The organism is Micromonospora sp. NPDC051006 (assembly GCF_044456245.1).
Lineage (GTDB): Bacteria > Actinomycetota > Actinomycetes > Mycobacteriales > Micromonosporaceae > Micromonospora.
The window spans coordinates 1-19,412 of the sequence record NZ_JBITFP010000020.1; the positions used below are offsets into that span (position 1 = coordinate 1).

The following is a 19,412-nucleotide window of genomic DNA, read 5'->3' on the forward strand; positions in this document are numbered from 1 at the left end:
ACAAGGAAACCGGTAAGGCCGACGCCTACCACAGCGTCGAAATCCGCAACAGCAACGCCGACGGCAAGCAGACCGACACCCTGCGCGCCGACATCCTGCGCACCGTCGACGACGGCCGCGCCGTGGTCGCCAACATCGCCGGCACCAGCACCGACACCGACGGCACCACCCACTCCTTCGAGGGCGGGCACTACATCAGCGTCGTCGGCTACCGCGACGGCGGCAACGAGGCGAAGATCGCCGACTCCGCCGACCCCAACATGGCCAGCTACTGGATCAGCACCGAGCACCTCGCGGACTGGATCGCCACCCGCGGCTACTCCACCAGCTGACCCACAACAAACGAACACCGCAAACACCGAAAGGGCCGGACCCCACCAAGGGGACCGGCCCTTCCGGCATCTCCACGCAACGGGCCGGCCCGCAACGGGCCGGCCTTCTCGTCGTCCCATTGCCGAAAGGCTGGCCCCGCGACGGCCGGCCGTCGTCTCGGCGCAGCGGGTCGCCGGCGTACCGGGCGGCGGCGTGCCCGACGACGCTGATGCCGGCTGCGGTGGCCCGTCGGCTAGCGCACCGGGCCGCCCGTATTGCGGATCATCTGCTGGAGCACCTTCAGCGCGGTCACGTAGTCGGCGTCGTCGATGCCGTGGTGGATGCGATCGCGGATGCCCGGGGCCTGCTTCTTGAGGTCGACGCGGGCCTCGTCGCCCGCCTCGGTGATCCACAGCCGTCCCTCGCCGTCCCGGGTGAGCCAACCCCGGTCCACCAGCACCGCCGACTCCGCCTCCAGGTCGTCTTCGGATCTGAGGTAGCTGCTCATCGCCTGCCGGAGCTCGGCGATGGTCATGCCGTAGCCGTCGGGGGAGATGTCGTTCTTCGACAGGTTGCGCAGCAACCAGAACTGAGGCTGGGTGAAGCCGAACTCGGCCTGCCGGGCGCGGGTGAAGGCGATTAGGGCCTCGTAGGCGACCCCGGTCCAGTACGCGGCGGGCTGAGCCGCGAGTTCGGCGTCGGAAAGGTGCTGCGTCGTCATACGCGTCGTCTCCTGTTGGCTTGCGGACCAGCGACCGGGCTTGTGGGCCCGCGACGTGGCTTGCGGATCAGCGACCCGGCCAACGTAGAACCTCAATCATGGTTGAGGTCAAGAACGATCAAGACCGGCGTCGGGCCGCTTCCAGACGAACGACCGTTGCTCCGGCGTATCGACGTATGTCACTGTCTAGCTCCCTCCGACCCCGAGGAGCCCTTATGAGAGGCAGAACGATGCGCACGCGGCTCGCGCTCGTCGTGTGCGCTGGACTGACGGTGACGCTGGCCGCCCAACCGGTGGCGGCGTCCCCGTCCGCGGGCCCGGCCGACGTGCGGCCGATCGCCGCCGCCGCCCCCGCCGGCATCCCCGCCGCCCCCGCACGGACCGCAGCCGCGGTGCTGGCGGCGCCGGACATCTCGGTGACTAACCTGCAGGCGCACCTGACCCAGTTCAACAGCATCGCCACCAGCAACGGCGGCAACCGGCGGGCCGGCTCCGCCGGCTACACGGCGTCGGTCAGCTACGTCAAGAGCCGGCTCCAGGCCGCCGGCTACACGGTCTCCGAGCAGTACTGCTCGTCCTGCACCTACCCGTCGAACAACCTGATCGCGGAATGGCCGGGCGGCCCGGCCGACCAGGTGGTCATGTTCGGCGCGCACCTGGACGGCGTCTCGGCCGGTCCGGGCATCAACGACAACGCCTCCGGCTCGGCCACCCTGCTGGAGAACGCCCTGGTGCTCGCCCAGCAGAACCCGACGATGACCAAGCGGGTCCGGTTCGCCTGGTGGACCGACGAGGAGCAGGGGCTCAACGGCTCGCGGTTCTACGTGAACTCGCTGAGCGCGACGCAGCGCGGCTACATCAAGGGCTACTACAACTTCGACATGGTCGGGTCGACGAACGGCGGGTACTTCATCAACCGGCTCACCTCGACCACCGCCGCGCCGCTGAAGGCGTACTGGGACTCGCTCGGTCTGCAGCCGGAGGAGAACGTCGAGGGGCAGGGGCGCTCCGACGACTACCCGTTCCAGCAGGCCGGCATCCCGACCTCGGGCTACGCGGCAGGCGCCAGCGCCCGCAAGACCAGCACGCAGGCAGCCAAGTGGGGTGGTACGGCCAATGCGGCGTACGACCCGTGCTACCACCGCGCCTGCGACACCAGCAGCAACATCAGCGCGACCGTGCTGAACCGGGCCGCCGACGGTGTCGCGTACGCCGTCTGGCAGCTCGCGGTCAGCTCCGGCACCCCCGGCAGCGACTTCTCCGTCGCGGTGAGCCCGGCCTCGGGCAGCGTCACGCGGGGTGGCTCCCGTACCGCGACCGTCAGCACCGCCACCATCGCGGGCGCCGCGCAGCCGGTCGCGCTCTCCGCCTCGGGAGCGCCCAGCGGCGTGACGGTCTCGTTCAGCCCGTCGTCGGTCACCTCGGGCGGCTCGGCGACGATGACCCTGACGGCGTCCGCGACCGCCGCCACCGGCGCCTTCACCATCACCGTGACCGGCACCGGCTCGGTGACCCGGACCGCCGCCTACACGCTCACCGTGACCGGCACCGGCGGCTGTGCCGGCGGCCAGCTGATCGGCAACGGCGGGTTCGAGAGCGGCACCAGTCCGTGGACGGCGACCTCCGGCGTGATCACCAACTCGGCCGACCAGCCGGCCCGGACCGGCTCCTACAAGGCGTGGTTGGACGGGTACGGTCGCACCCGCACCGACACCCTGGCCCAGTCGGTGACCCTGCCGGCCGGCTGCACCGCCTCGACGCTGACGTTCTGGCTGCACATCGACACCGCCGAGACCACCACCTCGACCGCGTACGACCGGCTCACCGTGCGGCTCGGCAGCACCACGTTGGCGACCTGGTCCAACCTGAACGCCGCGGCCGGCTATGTGCAGCGCACCCTGAACGTCGGGGCGTACGCCGGTCAGACGCTGAGTCTGACCTTCACCGGCACCGAGGACTCCTCGCTGCAGACCAGCTTCGTGATCGACGACGTGACGCTCCAGGCGAGCTGAGCACGGCCGGCGGCCGGGCACGGGATGGCTGGGGTGGACATCGCATCCCGGTGAACCGTGGCCGGCCGCCATATATTCACCTAGATCTATCTATGGTAGAAATCCTGCAAGGCCGGCCTCCTGCTTCGCACATTCCCAACCCCCTTCAGCGAACGGGAGACCCATGTCGTCCACCCGAACCACCCTGCGCCGCCGCCTGCTCACCCTGGTCGTGGCCACCCTCGCCACGCTCGGCGCGGCGCTCGGGCTCGCCAGCCCGGCCTTCGCCATCAGCCACTCCAGCGCCACCTCGCAGCTGCGCGCCGCCAACATCTCGTGGACCTCGAGCGGCAACTGCAGCGATCGCTACGTCTCCACCTGCACCTCGTTCGACGGCGTCCGGCAGGCGACCATCGACGGCATCATCACCTTCAAGCGGGCCAGCGGCTGCGCGGTCACCATCACCGCCGGCACCGAGGTCGGCCACGCCAGCGGCACCTACAGCCACTGGAACGGCTACAAGCTCGACATCGCGCTGAGCACCTGCATCCAGAACTACATCTCGTCGCACTACACCTACCTCGGCTACATCGCCGGTTTCGGATACCAGTACCGGGCGGCCTCCGGAAACCTCTACACCAAGGAGGGCAGCCACTGGGACATCCTCTTCTACACCTGTGGCTGCTGACCGCGACGAGTAGCGCGCCCGGCGGGAGCTGACCGGGTGACGGCCGCCGCCGGAGGTCTCCGGCGGCGGCCCGCGCCGGGTGCCGCCTCCGGCGGGCGGCGACCACCGGACGCCCCCGCGACCCGTTCGGTGACGACTCGTATCCTTTCCGCGAAACCACCACGCGACGAGGGAAGGGAGACGGTGTGGGCAACCCGGTCGAGACGTTGGAGTTCCAAGCCGAGGCGCGTCAGCTGCTCCAGCTGATGGTCCACTCGATCTACTCGAACAAGGACGTCTTCCTCCGTGAACTGATCTCGAACGCCTCCGACGCGCTGGACAAGCTGCGGCTGACCTCCCTGGTCGACAAGGATCTCGACGTCGACACCTCCGACCTGCACATCGAGATCGAGGTCGACCGGGACGCTCGCACCCTGAGCGTGCGGGACAACGGCATCGGGATGAGCCGCGACGAGGTGGTCTCGGTGATCGGCACGATCGCCAAGTCGGGCACCGCCGAGCTGCTGCGTACGCTGCGCGAGTCCGCCGACGCCGCCGCCTCGCAGGAGCTGATCGGGCAGTTCGGGGTCGGCTTCTACGCCGCGTTCATGGTCGCCGACCGGGTCGAGCTGCTGACCCGCAAGGCCGGCGAGGAGGGCGGCACCCGCTGGTCGTCCAGTGGTGAGGGGACCTACTCGATCGAGCCGGTCGACGCCGCCCCGCAGGGCACCACGGTGACCCTGCACCTCAAGCCGGCCGACGCCGAGGACAACCTGCACGACTACACCGCCGAGTGGACGATCCGGGAGATCGTCAAGCGTTACTCCGACTTCATCGCCTGGCCGATCCGGATGACGGTCGAGCGGTCCGGCGAGGACGGGGCCAGCACCCGCGAGGTGCAGACGCTCAACTCGATGAAGGCGCTCTGGGCGCGCAGCCGCGACGAGGTCGACCAGGCCGAGTACCACGAGTTCTACAAGCACGTCAGCCACGACTGGGCCGATCCGCTGGAGATCGTGCACATGCGCGGCGAGGGCACCTTCGAGTACGAGGCGCTGCTCTTCATCCCCGCGCACGCGCCGCTGGACCTCTTCGCCCCGCAGGGCCGCCGCGGCGTCCAGCTCTACGTCAAGCGGGTCTTCATCATGGACGACTGCGAGGAGCTGATGCCCGGCTACCTGCGCTTCGTCAAGGGCGTGGTGGACGCGCACGACCTGTCGCTCAACATCTCCCGGGAGATCCTCCAGCAGGACCGGCAGATCCAGGCTGTCCGGCGGCGGCTGGTGAAGAAGATCCTGGCCACCGTCAAGGACCTGAAGGCCAATCACGCGGAGCGGTACCGGACCTTCTGGACCGAGTTCGGCGCGGTGGTCAAGGAAGGCCTGATCGACGACACGGAGAACCGGGACACTCTGCTGGAGCTGGTCAGCGTCGCCTCCACGAACGACCCGGCCGAGCCGACCGATCTGCGCGGCTACGTCGAGCGGATGAAGGACGGCCAGAGCGACATCTGGTACGCCGCCGGGGAGTCCCGGGCCATGCTGGAGAACTCGCCGCACATGGAGGCGTTCCGGGCCAAGGGGCACGAGGTGCTGCTGCTCACCGACCCGGTCGACGAGGTGTGGGTCGAACGGGTCGGCCAGTACGACGGCAGGCCGCTGCGCTCGATCGCCAAGGGCGAGGTCGACCTGGACACCGACGAGGAGCGTACGCAGGCCGAGGCCGGGCGGGAGCAGCAGCGCAAGGAGCACGCGGAGCTGCTGACCTGGATGGCCGGCGCGTTGGCCGACAGCGTCCGGGAGGTCCGCCTCTCGTCGCGGCTGACCACCTCGCCGGCCTGCGTGGTCGGCGACGCCCACGACCTCACCCCGACGCTGGAGAAGATGTACCGGGCGATGGGGCACGAGGTGCCGTCGGTCAAGCGGATCCTGGAGCTGAACCCCGGGCACCCGCTGGTGGCGGGGCTGCGCAAGGCGCACGAGCAGGGCGGCGACCAGGCCGAGCTGCGGGAGACCGCCGAGCTGCTGTACGGGATGGCGCTGCTGGCCGAGGGTGGGGAGCTGGCCGACCCGTCTCGGTTCACCCGGATCCTGGCCGACCGGCTGGCCCGGACGATCTGAGCACGATCGGTGGGGGACCCGTCGGGTTCCCCACCGCTCACCTCGACGGTGCGGAGGCGGCGGCCCCGGGCAGCCACGCCGGCCGGCTGCGCAGCAGGCGCTCCAGGATCGGCAGGCCCACGCCGAACGGCACGACGCCGAGCGCGAGGAACGTGAGCACACCGAACCCGGTCACGGAGAAGGCCGGCACCTGCGTGCCGCTGAGCAGCTGGGCGACGGTCTGGAACGCCACGTGCAGGCCCACCCCGGCCCAGATGGTGCCGGTGAGCGCGCGCAGGTATCCCAGGCCGACACCGAAGCCGAGGAAGACGGCCAGGCGCACCGGGTCGTCGACCGAGCCGACCAGCACACCCCACGCGGCGAAGAGGGCGGCCTGCGCCAGGATCGTTCCCCACCGGCGCAGCCGCTCGGCGAGGTTGACGAACAGATAGCCCCGGAAGACCAGCTCCTCCGGCAGCGCCTCGAGCAGGAACACGAGCACGATCTGCGTGGCCACCAGCAGCAGGAGCGCGGCCGGGGAGTGGAGCAGGTCGATCCGCACCCATCCGAGCGCCACGCAGCCGGCGATCGCCGACAACGCCGGCAGCAGCCATATCGCGGCGCCGACGAGTGTCATCCGTAGGGCGCCACGCCCGGCGACGCCCAGCTGTGCCAGCGGACGCCGGTCCAGCCACCGGCACGCCAGCACCGCGATGCCGCACAGCACGACGGCGGTGAGCAGGGCCTGCAGGGCGTGCGCCCCGCGGTGGTACTCGTCCGGAGCCACCCCGAAGGGGGAGCGGGCCACCGGGGTGATGACGATCAGCGCGGCGGTGACGGCCACGAAGACGAGTCCCACCCGCCAGGGCATGGCGAGCCGGGGCTGGTGGGCGGGTGAGGGCGGGCTCATCGCGGTCTCCGTTCCGGGGGAGCGGCTGAGGCGGCGCCCCGCGTCGCCGGGAAGCGGGCCACCCCAGTGTGGCGGGGGCGGTCACCGCCGGTGACCCGCGCTTGCCGGGTTCGCGGACTGGGTAACACCGCCCGACATGAGCACGAGCAGCATCGCCCCCGTCCCGACCCCGACCGCCGCCCCGGTGGGCACGGTCGCGGTGGTCGCCCACCGACGCAAGAGCCTCGGCGGCGGCCTCGACGAGCTGCGGGCGACGCTCGCCGGCGCCGGTGTCGACGACCTGCTCTGGTACGAGGTGCCGAAGAGCCGCAAGGCGCCGAAGAAGGTGCGCAAGGCGCTGAAGAAGGGTGCCGGGCTGGTCTTCGTCTGGGGTGGGGACGGCATGGTGCAGCGCTGTGCGGACGCCCTGGCCGGTTCGGGGACGCCGATGGCGATTCTGCCCGCCGGCACCGCGAACCTCTTCGCCGCCAACCTCGGCATTCCGGAGGACCTGGCGGAGGCGGTCCGGATCGGCCTGCACGGTCGGCGGCGCCGCCTCGACCTGGGCCGGCTCAACGGCGAGCACTTCGCGGTGATGGCCGGCGCGGGGTTCGACGGCGACCTGATCCGTGAGGCGGACCGCGACCTCAAGGGCCGGCTCGGTCGGCTCGCGTACGTCTGGACGGGGCTGCGGCACGTCCGGGGCGAACTGGTACGCACCCGGATCCGGGTGGACGGGGTCACCTGGTTCGACGGCGAGGCGAGCTGCGTGCTCTTCGGCAACGTCGGCACGATCACCGGTGGCATCCCCGCCTTCGACGACGCCCGTCCGGATGACGGCTTCCTGGAGGTGGGCGTGTCGACCGCGAGCGGGGCGATCGACTGGGCCCGTACCCTCGGCCGGATGGCGGCCGGCCGGTCGACGGATTCGCCCTTCGTCCGGATCACCCGGGGCCGTCGGGTGACGGTCCGCTTCGCCGCGCCGCGGACGTACGAGCTCGACGGCGGGGCGCGTGACGCGGTCGAGAAGCTCAAGGTCCGCTCGGTTCCCGCGGCGCTGACCGTCTGCTGTCCCGAGCCCCGCGCCTGACCAACCGGACCCGGCTTCCGTCCCTTGTGGACCTGCGGTGCTTTCTGACGCCTCAGTCGTCGACCTCGTCGGAGACTTTCGTCGGTTCAGAGAAAAGTACGGTGAGGGCCGACGAAAGGCCTGGACACGCTGGGGCCAACTTAGTAGTGTCGGTGCACATCAATATGTTTCATCGAGACGAACCGGCGGCGCGGTAGATCTCGATCGATTGGTCTCCGGGCGGCGCAACCCGTCCGGCGATCGCCGACCCGACCAGGGACGGCACCACGGGGGTCAGCGGCACACCCGGCGACCCGGTGCGGAGACGCGCCGCGGGTCGACCCTCGTTCGTCCCGCTCTCGATGGCGCCCCGCCAACTGCGAGGCGTGGCACCACCACCCCGTCAGCTCCACGCTGAACACGCCCGATGACGCGTGCGATCCGGGTCGCGCACCGATCCGGGCGGACTCCATCCACACACCGGACGGCCGTGGCACCGCCACGGCCGGGGCTCCGTGCGGCCGGGAGGGGCCAAGCGGATGGTCGCTCGGCGACACATCTGGACAGAGGTGACCTGACGGGGGGCTGCCTGCTCCCGCCCGGCGCGCCTCGAACCTGGGAGAGAGGCATAGATGAACGGGTACACACCCCCCGCCCGGCTCCGGCCGGGCCGGCTCCGGAGATCGATAGCGGCCGTCGCCACGGCCGCCCTGGTGTGGGTGACCGCCGGAGTGGTGGCGGTGCCCGCGAGCGCGCGCCCCGTCGATCCGGAACGGTCGACGTCAGCCGCCCCCACGGCCCAGCCGCGTCAGCTGCAGGCCCAGGTGCTCACCTGGACCGCCGGCGACAACTTCCTGGCGTACCGCTCGGCCCCCACCACCGCGGTGGCCGGGCCGGCGACGCTCGTCTTCGAGAACAGCGCCGCGACCGGCAACACCACCGGCATGCAGCACACCCTGACCTTCGACACCGGTAACCCGGCGTACAACAGCGACGTCGACGTGAACATCCTGGCCGACCCGAACGACGCCAACGGCGGCCGGTGGACCGTCGACGTGGTGCTCTCCCCGGGTACCTACCGGTACTTCTGCGCGATTCCCGGCCACGGCAGTATGACCGGCCTCCTGGAGGTGTCCGGCGGAAGCTCGGACACCACGGCGCCGACCGCGTCGGCCGAGGTGACCGGCGAGCAGGACGGCAGCGGCGCGTACGTGGGCAGCGCCACCGTGAACCTGTCGGCGACGGACGGCGACTCGGGCGTGGACAAGATCGAGTACTCGCTGGACGGCGGGGCGTACGGCGTCTACTCGACGCCGGTGACGGTGAACCAGCCGGGCGAGCACACGGTCAGCTACCGGGCCACCGACAAGGCGGGCAACACCTCGGCGGTGCAGACCGTGTCGTTCACCGTGGCCGCGCCCGAGCCCGACGACACCACCGCGCCCACCGTGACCGCGTCACTCGCCGGCCAGCAGGACGCCGACGGCAACTATGTGGGCAGTGCCACCGCCACGCTGTCGGCCACCGACACCGAGTCCGGTGTGGACAAGATCGAGTACTCGCTCGACGGCGGCGCCTACGCCACCTACTCGGCCCCGGTGAGCGTCAACGCGGTGGGTCAGCACACGCTGACGTACCGGGCGACCGACAAGGCGGGCAACACCTCGCCCGTGCAGTCGGCGGCGTTCACCGTCGTCCCGCCCTCGTCGGACGACACCACCGCGCCGACCACGGACGCCATGGTGCACGGTGAGCAGAACGGTGACGGCGCGTACGTCGGCGGTGCCACGGTGATGCTGGCGGCGACCGACGCCGGTTCGGGCGTGGACACGATCGAGTACTCGCTCGACGGCCAGCCCTACGCCGTCTACTCGGCGCCGGTGCCGGTGAACCAGCCGGGCGAGCACACGGTCAACTACCGGGCCACCGACAAGGCGGGCAACACCTCGGCGGTGAAGACCGTGTCGTTCACGGTGGTGGAGTCGTCGCCGGGGGACACCACGGCGCCGACCGCGTCGGCCTCGGTGACCGGTCAGCAGGACGCCGCGGGCGCGTACGTGGGCAGTGCCACGGTGACGTTGTCGGCCACCGACACCGAGTCCGGTGTGGACAAGATCGAGTACTCGCTCGACGGCGGCGCCTACGCCACCTACTCGGCGCCGGTGAGCGTCAACACGGTGGGTCAGCACACCGTCAACTACCGGGCGACCGACAAGGCGGGCAACACCTCGTCCGTGCAGTCGGTGTCGTTCACCGTGGCGGCGGCCCCGCCGCAGGACACCACGGCGCCGACCACGTCCGCCGTGTTGCACGGTCAGAAGAACGGCGACGGAGCCTTCGTCAGCAGCGCCACCGTGGTGGTGACGGCGACCGACGCCGGTTCGGGCGTTGACAAGATCGAGTACTCGCTCGACGGGCAGCCGTACGCCCTCTACTCCGCGCCGGTGACGGTGAACCAGCCGGGTCAGCACACCGTCAACTACCGGGCCACCGACAAGGCGGGCAACACCTCGACGGTGAAGAGCGTGTCGTTCACCGTGGTCGCGCCCCCGTCGGACGACACGACCGCGCCCACGGTCACCGCCTCGGTGTCCGGCCAGGTCGACGGCGAGGGGGCCTACCTCGGCAGCGCCACGTTGACCCTGTTCGCCTTCGACGCCGGCAGCGGAGTCGACCGGATCGAGTACGCCCTCGACGGCGGCGAGTACGTCCGCTACGCCCGCCCGACCACCGTCGACCAGCCCGGCGAGCACACGCTCAGCTTCCGGGCCACCGACAAGGTCGGCAACACCTCGGGCACCGGTTCGATCACCTTCACCGTGATCGCGAGCGGATCCGGGGTGAACTGCCGGGTGCCGGACACCCGGCCGACCGTGTGGTTCGGCACGCTGGACAGCGGTGTGGCGAACCGGCCGGTCGAGGGTGACTGCACGATCAACAACCTCTTCGACGGCCAGCGGACCTGGCGCGACCACGCCGAGTTCGTCAACCACGTCAAGCTGATCGCCGAGCACCTGGTCCACCTCGAGGTGCTGAGCCAGAAGGAGCGCAACAAGCTCGTCGACGCGGCCCGCCGCTCCGGCGTCGGCAAGTCGGAGGCCAAGAACGGTTACCTGCCGTTGCTCGACTCCACCGCCGCTTCGTTCAAGCAGTGGGAGCACGTCGGCGGAGGCGGCTTCCTCCGCAACGCCGACGGGTCGATCACCAGCAGGGCCGTCCCGGGCATGGGCATGCTCTGGTTCCCGAAGCAGACCTACGGGGACTTCTCACTGAAGCTGCAGTGGCGTGACGACGCGCCCGGCGACGGCCGCGCCAACAGCGGAGTCTTCGCCCGCTTCCCGCAGGTCCACCAGCACCCCGACGAGTCCCGGCCGGAGTGGGTGGCCATCAAGTACGGCCACGAGCTGCAGATCTACGACCGGCCCGACGGAGACCAGTACAAGAGCGGTTCGGTGTACGGCTTCGACGGGGTGGACCTCACCGGAGCGCGGGTCACCCCGAAGGGCTCGTGGAACGACTACGAGATCCGGGTGGTCGGCCAGCACTGGTCGATCTTCCGCAACGGCGAGCTGATCAACGAGTACCTCAACCCTCCGGGCGCCGTCTTCAACCCGCCCCGATCCGACGACCCCGGCGGGGCCGGCCGGCAGAGCGCCAGCGGATACATCGGTCTGCAGAACCACGGCGCCACCGACGTCATCAGTTTCCGTGACGTCCGTATCGCCCCGCTGACCCCGGCCTCCGCCGGCAACTGAGCGAAGGGAACACCACCAATGGCAAAGCAGAGAATCGATCGTCGAGCCCTGTTGCGTGGGCTCGCCGGCTCCACGGTCGCGGTCGGCGCGGCCAGCCTCGCCGGAGCCCTTCCCGCCTCCGCCGCCGGCGGCCGGGGCCGGCTGATCCCCCAGGGGCACATGGGCATCCAGCTCTACAGCGTCCGGGACAAGATCTCCCAGTTCGGGTTCGCGTACGTCTTCGACGAGCTGTCCCGCATCGGCTACCGGGAGGTCGAGTTCGCCGGCTACACCCAGGGCGACGTCGGCACCATCACGCCGCAGCAGATCCGCAAGCTGCTCGACGACAACGGGCTCAAGGCGGCCGGCAGCCACCGCGGCCTGGGCGACTTCCGCGCGAACCTGGAGCAGGAGTTGGACATCGCCGAGACCCTCGGCATGCCCGCCCTCGGCACCGCCCAGGCGCCCACCGGCGACCGCACCATCAGCGGCTACCAGAAGGCGGCGGCGGAGTTCAACACCTGGGGCGCCGCCGCGGCCGCCCGGGGCATCAAGCTCTACCAGCACAACCACACCATCGAGTTCAGCTTCGCTACCGACCGTCCCGACGTGCGGCTCTACGACCTGTTCCTGGAGCTCACCGACCCGCGCTACGTGTACCTGGAGATGGACATCCTGTGGGCGTACGGCGGCGCCCGTAAGTATCCGGGCTTCCGGCCGGTCGACTACGTCAACGCCAACCCGCACCGTTACCCGCTGTTCCACGTCAAGGACGGCGTCCCGCTGCCCGACCCGCAGCAGGGCAACTCCTACCTCGACGTGGAGTTCGGCGCCGGTGTCATTCCGTTCACCGAGTTCTTCGGTGAGCTGAAGAACCGTGGCCGGTTCGAGTACCTGTGGGAGCAGGACACCGGGCCCAGCGCCCAGCCCAACCCGCCCGGTTCGCTGGGGGCCGCGGCGCGCAGCTACCGCCGGATGCGCAACCTGCGGGGGACCAAGTGACCGCCCCCGCCTGGCGGCTGACCGAGGACGGCCCGGCCCCGGAGGCCGGTCCGGCTCCGGAGGCCGGCCCGGCGCGAACCGCCCGCTCCGGCTCCACCACGCGCCGGATGTTCGTCGTCGCCGCGATCGTGGTGGTGACCCTCCTGGGCGCGGGCGGCTTCGCGGTCGCGGGCGGGACCGCCGCCCTGCTCCCGGAACGGCCCGAGGGCTGCGCCAGCCCGGACCGCAGCATCAAGCTGTACGCGGTGGAGCTTCCCCGGGACGGCAACCAGATCCGGCTCGGCTACGGCCTCACGCCCGAGACCGCCTCCTATCCCGGCCCGACGATGGAGATGACCGAGGGGGAGTGCCTCGCCATCACCCTGTACAACCAGGTGCCCGTGGCGACCCTGGAGGCGCTGCGCACCGACCCGACCCATCCGCTGGGCGTGTCGCTGCACGCGCACGGGGTGAAGTACACCCAGCTGTCCGACGGCACGGCGCAGAGCTTCTCGTACGTGCCGCCCGGTCAGTCGCGCACCTACACCTGGTTCGCGCAGAAGCGCAACCGCACCACCGGAACCCCGGGCACCGCCGGCTACTGGTGGTACCACGACCACGTGGTGGGCGGCCCGCACGGCACCAAGGGCCTGGGCGCCGGACTCTTCGGCGGCCTGGTCGTCCGGCGAGTCGGCGATCCGAAACCCGACCGGACCTACACGACCGTCTTCGGTGACCTGCAGAGCATCAACCTGCGCCGGGGCGCGGCCACCGACACCTGCGACTACGACAACCCGCAACCGGGCCCCACCTGCCTCGTCGCCAAGAAGGGGGAGCGGGTCGAGTTCATCGTCGTCGGCATGGGCAACGACATGCACACCTTCCACGTGCACGGGCACTCCTGGGCGGACACCCGGACCGGCGCGGTGAGCGGCACCAACGCCGAAGTCGACCAGATCCCGATCGTCGACAACAAGACGCTCGGGCCGGGCGACTCGTTCGGGGTGCAGATCATCGCCGGTGAGTCGGTCGGTCCCGGCCACTGGATGCTGCACTGCCACATGCAGTTCCACTCCGACGCGGGCATGTCCACGACGCTGCACGTCCTGGACGAGAACGGCAACATGCCGCCCGGTGGTGGCCACGACCACGCCGCCGCCACGGGTGCCGCCCCGGCCGGCGCCGCGGGCGCGGAACCGGCCGCCGCCGGAGCGCACCAGCACAAGTGACCGTCTGCGGTCGCCTTCCTCGGCGGCCGCACCGCACCGGCCGAAGGGAAGCGGTGGCCGCGGATCCACCCGGGATCAGCGGCCACCACCCCCGGCAACCCTCGTCATCCCAGGTCCGTTTCAACCTGAGAAGGAGTCGAGATGGCTAACCCACGCCATTCCCGGATCTCCCCCTGGCACAGACGTTTCCGGTTCGAACCGACCGGAACTCGCCCTGATCCCGTAACGGCCGGGCCTCGCCGCCCCGGTCTACCCCGTCGCCTCTTCGCCCTGGCCGCCGGCACCGTGCTGGCGCTCGGCACGCTCGCCGTACCCGCCAGCGCCGCGGCCCCCGCCCCGGCGGTGGACGCCGCGCCGGTGCGGGTGCTGGTCTTCCACGGTCTGGCCGCCGAACAGGACGACCCGGTCGACGGTGCCGCCACGGCGATCAAGAAGCTGGGCCGGCAACACGGCTTCACCGTCGACGTCTCCGCCGACCCGGCCGTGTTCACCTTTGCCAACCTGGCCCGCTACCGCGGCGTCGTGTTCCTGTCCGCCGACGGGGTGACGCTCAACGACACCCAGGAGGCGGCCTTCCAGGCGTACGTCAAGGGCGGCGGCGGCTTCGTCGGCGTGCACGACGCGGCGCGCGCCCAGCCGCAGTCCTCCTGGTTCACCGGGCTGATCGGTACCCGCCCGGCGGCCGGCCTGCCCAACGCCGAGCGGCCCGTCTCGGCCACCGCCAGCGGGGAGAACCCGCCGAACGAGACCGCGGCGCACGCGATCGACGGGTCGACCAGCACCAAGTGGCTCGCCCGCACGACCACCGGCTGGCTGGCGGCGAAGCTCGCGGAGCCGGTGGTCGTGAGCCGGTACGCGCTCACCTCCGCCAACGACTCCCCGGGCCGGGACCCGAAGAACTGGACCCTGCAGGGCTCGCAGGACGGCAGCACCTGGACCGACCTGGACACCCGCAGCAACGAGACGTTCGCGCAGCGGTTCCAGACCAACCAGTACAGCTTCACCAACACCACGGCCTACCAGCACTACCGGCTCAACATCACTGCGAACAGCGGGGAGCCTCTGCTCCAGTTGGCCGAGCTGTGGCTGATCGGCCCGGACGCCGGCCCGCCGCCGGACAGCACCGTGCAGCAGGCCGTGGTCGACTTCACCGACCGGCAGCACCCGGCCAACAAGGGGATGCCGCTGACCACGAAGCGCTCCGACCAGTGGATCAACTGGGACCCCAGCCCGGTCGGCAGGGTACACACGGTCGCGCAGGTCGAGGAGGGCACGTACGACGCCGGCCTGAGCGGCAACGGCACCTTCCACCCGATCTCCTGGTGCCAGGACTACGACGGCGGCCGGTCGTTCTACACCGGAATGGGCCGTACCGCGGAGAGCTGGAGCTCCGACACCCAGTTCCAGTCGCACCTGGCCGGCGCCATCAAGTGGACCACCGGCATGGTTCGTGGGGACTGCCAGGCGACCATCGCCGCGAACTACCGCATCGACCGGCTGACCGCCGCCAACCAGCAGGGCCAGCTCGACCAGGTCGGTGAGCCGCACGGGCTCACCGTCGCCGAGGACGGCACGGTCTTCTACATCGGCAAGGCCGCCTGCCCGAGCGGGCCGATCGTGAGCTGGGACGACCCGAAGGTCGGCCTCGGCTGCGGCACCATCCACCAGTGGGACCCGGACACCAAGCAGGTCAAGCTGCTCACCACGCTGCCCGTGATGGGCAACCGGGGCAGCGGCAGCGAGCTGGTGAAGAACGAGGAGGGTCTGGTCGGCATCACCCTGGACCCGAAGTTCGCCGAGAACGGCTGGATCTACGCCTACTGGATGCCGCACGAGTCGATCGACCGGGAGAAGCGGATCGGCAAGCGGACCGTCTCCCGATTCACCTACGACGCGGCGACGCAGACCCTCGACCAGGGCACCCGCAAGGACCTGCTCTCGTGGGACACCCAGATCCACAGCTGCTGCCACGCCGGTGGCGGCATGACCTTCGACGAGTCCGGCAACCTCTACATCGGCTCCGGTGACAGCAACTCCTCCGGCGGCTCCGACGGCTTCTCCGGCAACAACTGGACGCAGGAGTACCAGGGTGTCTCGTTCCAGGACGCCCGGCGTACCTCCGGCAACACCAACGACCTCAACGGCAAGATCCTGCGGATCCACCCGGAGGCTGACGGCACGTACACCATCCCGGCGGGCAACCTGTTCACCGGGCAGGAGGAGGGCGGCGGCAAGACCCGTCCGGAGATCTACGTGATGGGCGTCCGCAACATCGCGCGGATCGCCTGGGACCCGGTCAACGACTGGCTGACCGCCGCGTGGGTCGGCCCGGACGCCGGCGCCCCGAGCCCGGAACTGGGCCCGGCGAAGTACGACACGGCGACCATCATCACCTCCGCCGGCAACCAGGGTTGGCCGTACTGCATGGGCAACCGGCAGCCCTACCGGGACCGCAGCAACACCGACGCCACCGTCCTGACCGGCTGGTACGACTGCGACAACCTGAAGAACACGTCGCCGCGCAACACCGGTCTGGTGGACATCCCGCCGGCCCGGGACAACATGATCTGGTTCTCGCCCCAGGGTGGCGGCCCGGTCTACCCGGAGCGGACCGACGGCAGCGGCCTGCCGACCTACAAGCTCGGCGATGAGACCTTCACCGAGCCGTACCTCAAGGGCGGCGGCCAGGCCATCATGGACGGCCCGACCTACCAGGTGGAGAAGGTCGACACCACCAGCGGCGTCGCGTGGCCGGCGTACTGGGACAACAAGTGGTTCATCGGCGACCAGTCCAACGCCAACAACCGGATCGCGGTGACCGTCGACCCGAAGACGGTCAAGGACGCCGGCCGGCCGGCCTTCGCCGAGGACCTGCGCGCGATCATCCGCTCCGGCACCGGCGCCAACCAGCTCCAGTCCTGGATGGACGCCAAGTTCGGCCCGGACGGCGCGTTGTACATGCTCGACTACGCCGGCGGGTTCTTCAGCCTGCACCCCAACCAGAAGCTGATCCGGATCGCCTACACCGGCGGACCGGCGACGCCGAACCCGAGTGACGCCGGCGTGCGGGCCGTCGCGCAGAGCGACCCGACGATGATCCAGTTCTCCAGCGCCAAGGTCGGCGGCGTGGCCTGGGAGTGGAACTTCGGCGACGGCAGCGCGAAGTCGCAGGAGGCCAACCCCACCCACCGGTACGCCGGCTACGGCTCCTACCAGGTCACTCTCAAGGTGACCTACGCCAACGGCGAGGTGGCGACCACGGTCCTGCCGGTCAGCGTCGGCTGTGCCGTGCCGGACACCCGTTCCACCGTGCGCATGCTCGACACCGACACCGGGGTGCCCAACTACGCGGTCGGTGGCGGTTGCACGGTGAACGACCTGATCGACGACGAGCGTGAGTGGGCCGACCACCGGGCGTTCGTCCGGCACGTCGAGGACGTGGTCACGCAGTTGCGTGCCGCCGGTGAGATCGACAAGCAGGACGGGAACCGGCTGAACCGCGCGGCCAGGGAGTCGACGATCGGCACGGTCCCCGGCTACCGCCCGATCTTCGACGGCACCGCACAGTCCCTGGCCGACTGGCGGCAGGCGCCCAGCGGGTCCTTCGCGCTGCGAAGCGACGGCTCGATCCGCAGCTCCGGTGGTCTGGGCATGCTCTGGTACGCGGGGAGCGAGTTCGGCGACTTCTCCCTCCGGATGAGGTTCCGGGACGTCTCCACCGGCAGCACGTACGCCAACGGCGGTGTCTTCACCCGGTTCCCGGATCCGCGGACGCCGGTCGACCAGCGGCCCGAGTGCGGCAAGGTCGGCTCGGCCGCGGGCTCACCGGCCTGGGTGGCGATCTACTGCGGTCACGAGATCCAGATCTACGACGGACCGACCGGTGAGTCGCAGAAGACCGGTTCGATCTACAACTTCGACCCGAACACGCTGGACCAGGCTCGGGTCACCCCGAAGGGCCAGTGGAACGACTACGAGGTCCGGGTGGTGGGGCAGCACTACACGATCATCCGGAACGGCGTGGTGATCAACGAGTTCGACAACACACCGGGCAAGGCGTCGTCCCGCGCCGGTGACCCGCCCACCGACCTGCGCCAGTTCCTCAGCGGGTTCGTCGGGTTGCAGAACCACGGCACCAACGACCTGATCGAGATCCGCGACGTGAGGGTCCGCGAGCTGTAACCGAGAAGGCGTGCCGGGTACGGAGGACCCACCCTCCGTGCCCGGCACCGCCGTGTTCGGGCTCGATGCGGCGCGCGGCGGCGGTCAGGCCTTGCGGGGCGTACGCCGGTTGCCGAACGACTCCATGGTGGTCGCCTTCTTCGCCGGCGCCCTGGTGGCGGAGGTGGTGCGGGCCCGGGTCGGCGCGGCCTTCTTCGCAGCCGCCTTCTTCGCCGCGGCCCTGGTGGCCGGCGCCTTCTTGGGCGGGGCGTTCTTCGCGGCCGCCGCCTTCGCCGTCGGCCGGCGGGTCGGCGTGGCGGTGGTGGCGGAGGTGTCCTTCTTGCGGGCGACGCGGGTGGTCGTCGACGTGGGCTTGCCGCCGGGGGCCTTGGCCGCGCTCGCGCCGGTGGCTCGCTTCGTCGCGGCGGCGACCTTCTTCGCCGCCGCCTTGCGGCTCATCGGAGCCTTCTTCGCCCCGGTGGCCTTGCGGGCCCCGGTCGGCCGGCTGCCCGCCGGGACGGCGCTCCTGCCTGCGGTCATCCTCGCTCCTCCTCCGGTCTGTCCCGGTACCGCCAGCACCGCGGAGACCACGGCGTGGCGGGTCGCGTGGGCCGGGTCTTCCCCCGACCTGGTCCGGCAAACGCCCAAGGCTGCCCAGGCGGGCCGGACTGCGCGGATCGCCGGAGCAGAAGGTTAAGCAATCACTTGACTATTGGGTCGCTCTCTGGAAAGTTAAGGGAGTGCCTAACCATCAGGGGTCGCTCGACCGGGTCTTCCACGCGCTGGCCGACCCGTCGCGGCGCGACATCGTGCAGCGGTTGGTCCGAGGGCCGGCCTCGGTCAGCGAACTGGCCCGCCCGCTGGAGATGTCCCTGCCGGCGGTGCTCCAACACCTCCAGGTGCTGGAGAGCAGTGGCCTGGTCGTCTCCGAGAAGGTCGGCCGGGTGCGGACCTGTCGGATCGAGTCCGCCGTGCTCCGCGCGGCCGAAGGCTGGCTCAGCGCGCAGCGCACCGACTGGGAGCGGCGGCTGGACCGCCTCGACGACGTCGTGGCCGGGCACGCCACCGAGGAGTTGACAACAGGAGGAGAGGACCGACGATGACAGACGCGGCGATCGTCCACTCGACGTTCAACCTGGAGCGGCACTACGCCGCTCCGCCTGATACGGTCTTCGCCGCCTGGGCCGACCCGGCCGTCAAGGCCCGGTGGTTCGCCGGCCCGGGCGCCGAGCACGAGCTCGACTTCCGGGTTGGCGGGCCGGAGCGGGCGGGCGGCCGGCACGACGGCAAGCTGCTCACCTTCGAGTCCCGCTACCACGACATCGTCCCCGGCCAGCGGATCGTGTGCAGCTCCACGCTCGCGGCCGACGGTACCGTGGTCACCGTCTCGGTCACCACGGTGGAGTTCACCGCCGACGGCGACGGCACCCGGCTGTCCCTGACCGAGCAGGGCACCTACCTGGACGGCCACGAGCAGCCGGCCTGGCGCCAACAGGGCACCGCCAGCCAGCTTGACGCTCTCGCCGCCGAGTTGACCGCGGCGGCCACGGCCTGACGCC

14 protein-coding genes are annotated in these 19,412 nt (G+C 70.6%); 11 read left to right on the top strand and 3 right to left on the bottom strand.

The window, feature by feature from the left end; all coding sequences use genetic code 11:
* The coding region (locus tag ACIBBA_RS24945) for a C39 family peptidase (protein ID WP_396700369.1) at positions 1 to 332 on the top strand (332 nt) is incomplete at its 5' end.
* Between the two features lie 233 nt (positions 333 to 565).
* Here ACIBBA_RS24945 and ACIBBA_RS24950 read toward each other — a convergent pair.
* On the bottom strand, positions 566 to 1,033 hold the full coding sequence (locus ACIBBA_RS24950) for a MarR family transcriptional regulator (RefSeq protein WP_396700370.1): 468 nt from the start codon (positions 1,031 to 1,033) through the stop codon (positions 566 to 568).
* A 215-nt stretch (positions 1,034 to 1,248) separates the two neighbouring features.
* Here ACIBBA_RS24950 and ACIBBA_RS24955 point away from each other — a divergent pair, with 215 nt between their 5' ends.
* From ACIBBA_RS24955 to htpG, 3 genes are all read left to right on the top strand, one after another.
* A complete protein-coding gene (locus ACIBBA_RS24955; protein WP_396700371.1) occupies positions 1,249 to 3,045 on the top strand; it encodes a M28 family peptidase in 1,797 nt (598 codons plus the stop codon).
* A 163-nt stretch (positions 3,046 to 3,208) separates the two neighbouring features.
* Positions 3,209 to 3,712, top strand: a complete 504-nt coding sequence (locus tag ACIBBA_RS24960) for a hypothetical protein (protein WP_396700372.1) — start codon at positions 3,209 to 3,211, stop codon at positions 3,710 to 3,712.
* Positions 3,713 to 3,897: 185 nt separating this feature from the next.
* Entirely contained in the window at positions 3,898 to 5,811 is a 1,914-nt protein-coding gene (htpG, locus tag ACIBBA_RS24965; RefSeq protein WP_396700373.1) for a molecular chaperone HtpG, read from the top strand.
* A 37-nt stretch (positions 5,812 to 5,848) separates the two neighbouring features.
* Here htpG and ACIBBA_RS24970 read toward each other — a convergent pair whose 3' ends face one another.
* Positions 5,849 to 6,700: a lysostaphin resistance A-like protein gene (locus ACIBBA_RS24970; protein ID WP_396700374.1), complete on the bottom strand. Its 852-nt coding sequence runs from the start codon at positions 6,698 to 6,700 to the stop codon at positions 5,849 to 5,851.
* A 136-nt stretch (positions 6,701 to 6,836) separates the two neighbouring features.
* Between ACIBBA_RS24970 and ACIBBA_RS24975 the strand changes: the two genes are divergently transcribed.
* From ACIBBA_RS24975 to ACIBBA_RS24995, 5 genes are all read left to right on the top strand, one after another.
* Positions 6,837 to 7,769, top strand: a complete 933-nt coding sequence (locus tag ACIBBA_RS24975) for a diacylglycerol/lipid kinase family protein (protein WP_396700375.1) — start codon at positions 6,837 to 6,839, stop codon at positions 7,767 to 7,769.
* A gap of 611 nt (positions 7,770 to 8,380) precedes the next feature.
* A complete protein-coding gene (locus tag ACIBBA_RS24980; protein ID WP_396700376.1) occupies positions 8,381 to 11,503 on the top strand; it encodes an OmpL47-type beta-barrel domain-containing protein in 3,123 nt (1,040 codons plus the stop codon).
* Between the two features lie 18 nt (positions 11,504 to 11,521).
* A complete protein-coding gene (locus ACIBBA_RS24985) occupies positions 11,522 to 12,484 on the top strand; it encodes a sugar phosphate isomerase/epimerase (RefSeq protein WP_350873685.1) in 963 nt (320 codons plus the stop codon).
* Positions 12,481 to 13,692, top strand: coding sequence for a multicopper oxidase domain-containing protein (locus tag ACIBBA_RS24990; RefSeq protein WP_396700377.1), 1,212 nt, complete (start codon positions 12,481 to 12,483; stop codon positions 13,690 to 13,692). Before ACIBBA_RS24985 ends, ACIBBA_RS24990 begins: the two co-directional genes overlap by 4 nt.
* A 141-nt stretch (positions 13,693 to 13,833) precedes the next feature.
* Complete coding sequence (locus ACIBBA_RS24995; RefSeq protein WP_396700378.1) at positions 13,834 to 17,874, top strand: ThuA domain-containing protein; 4,041 nt, start codon at positions 13,834 to 13,836, stop codon at positions 17,872 to 17,874.
* 84 nt (positions 17,875 to 17,958) lie between these two features.
* Here ACIBBA_RS24995 and ACIBBA_RS25000 read toward each other — a convergent pair whose 3' ends face one another.
* Positions 17,959 to 18,393, bottom strand: a complete 435-nt coding sequence (locus ACIBBA_RS25000) for a hypothetical protein (RefSeq protein WP_396700379.1) — start codon at positions 18,391 to 18,393, stop codon at positions 17,959 to 17,961.
* A gap of 200 nt (positions 18,394 to 18,593) precedes the next feature.
* On the opposite strand from ACIBBA_RS25000, the gene ACIBBA_RS25005 reads away from it, so the two are divergent.
* Both ACIBBA_RS25005 and ACIBBA_RS25010 read left to right on the top strand, forming a co-directional pair.
* On the top strand, positions 18,594 to 18,956 hold the full coding sequence (locus ACIBBA_RS25005) for an ArsR/SmtB family transcription factor (protein ID WP_396700380.1): 363 nt from the start codon (positions 18,594 to 18,596) through the stop codon (positions 18,954 to 18,956).
* The gene (locus ACIBBA_RS25010; protein WP_396700381.1) at positions 18,953 to 19,408 is read left to right on the top strand and encodes an SRPBCC domain-containing protein; all 456 of its coding nucleotides are present in this window, start codon (positions 18,953 to 18,955) and stop codon (positions 19,406 to 19,408) included. The genes ACIBBA_RS25005 and ACIBBA_RS25010 overlap by 4 nt, the downstream gene beginning before the upstream one ends.
* Positions 19,409 to 19,412: the final 4 nt, after the last annotated feature.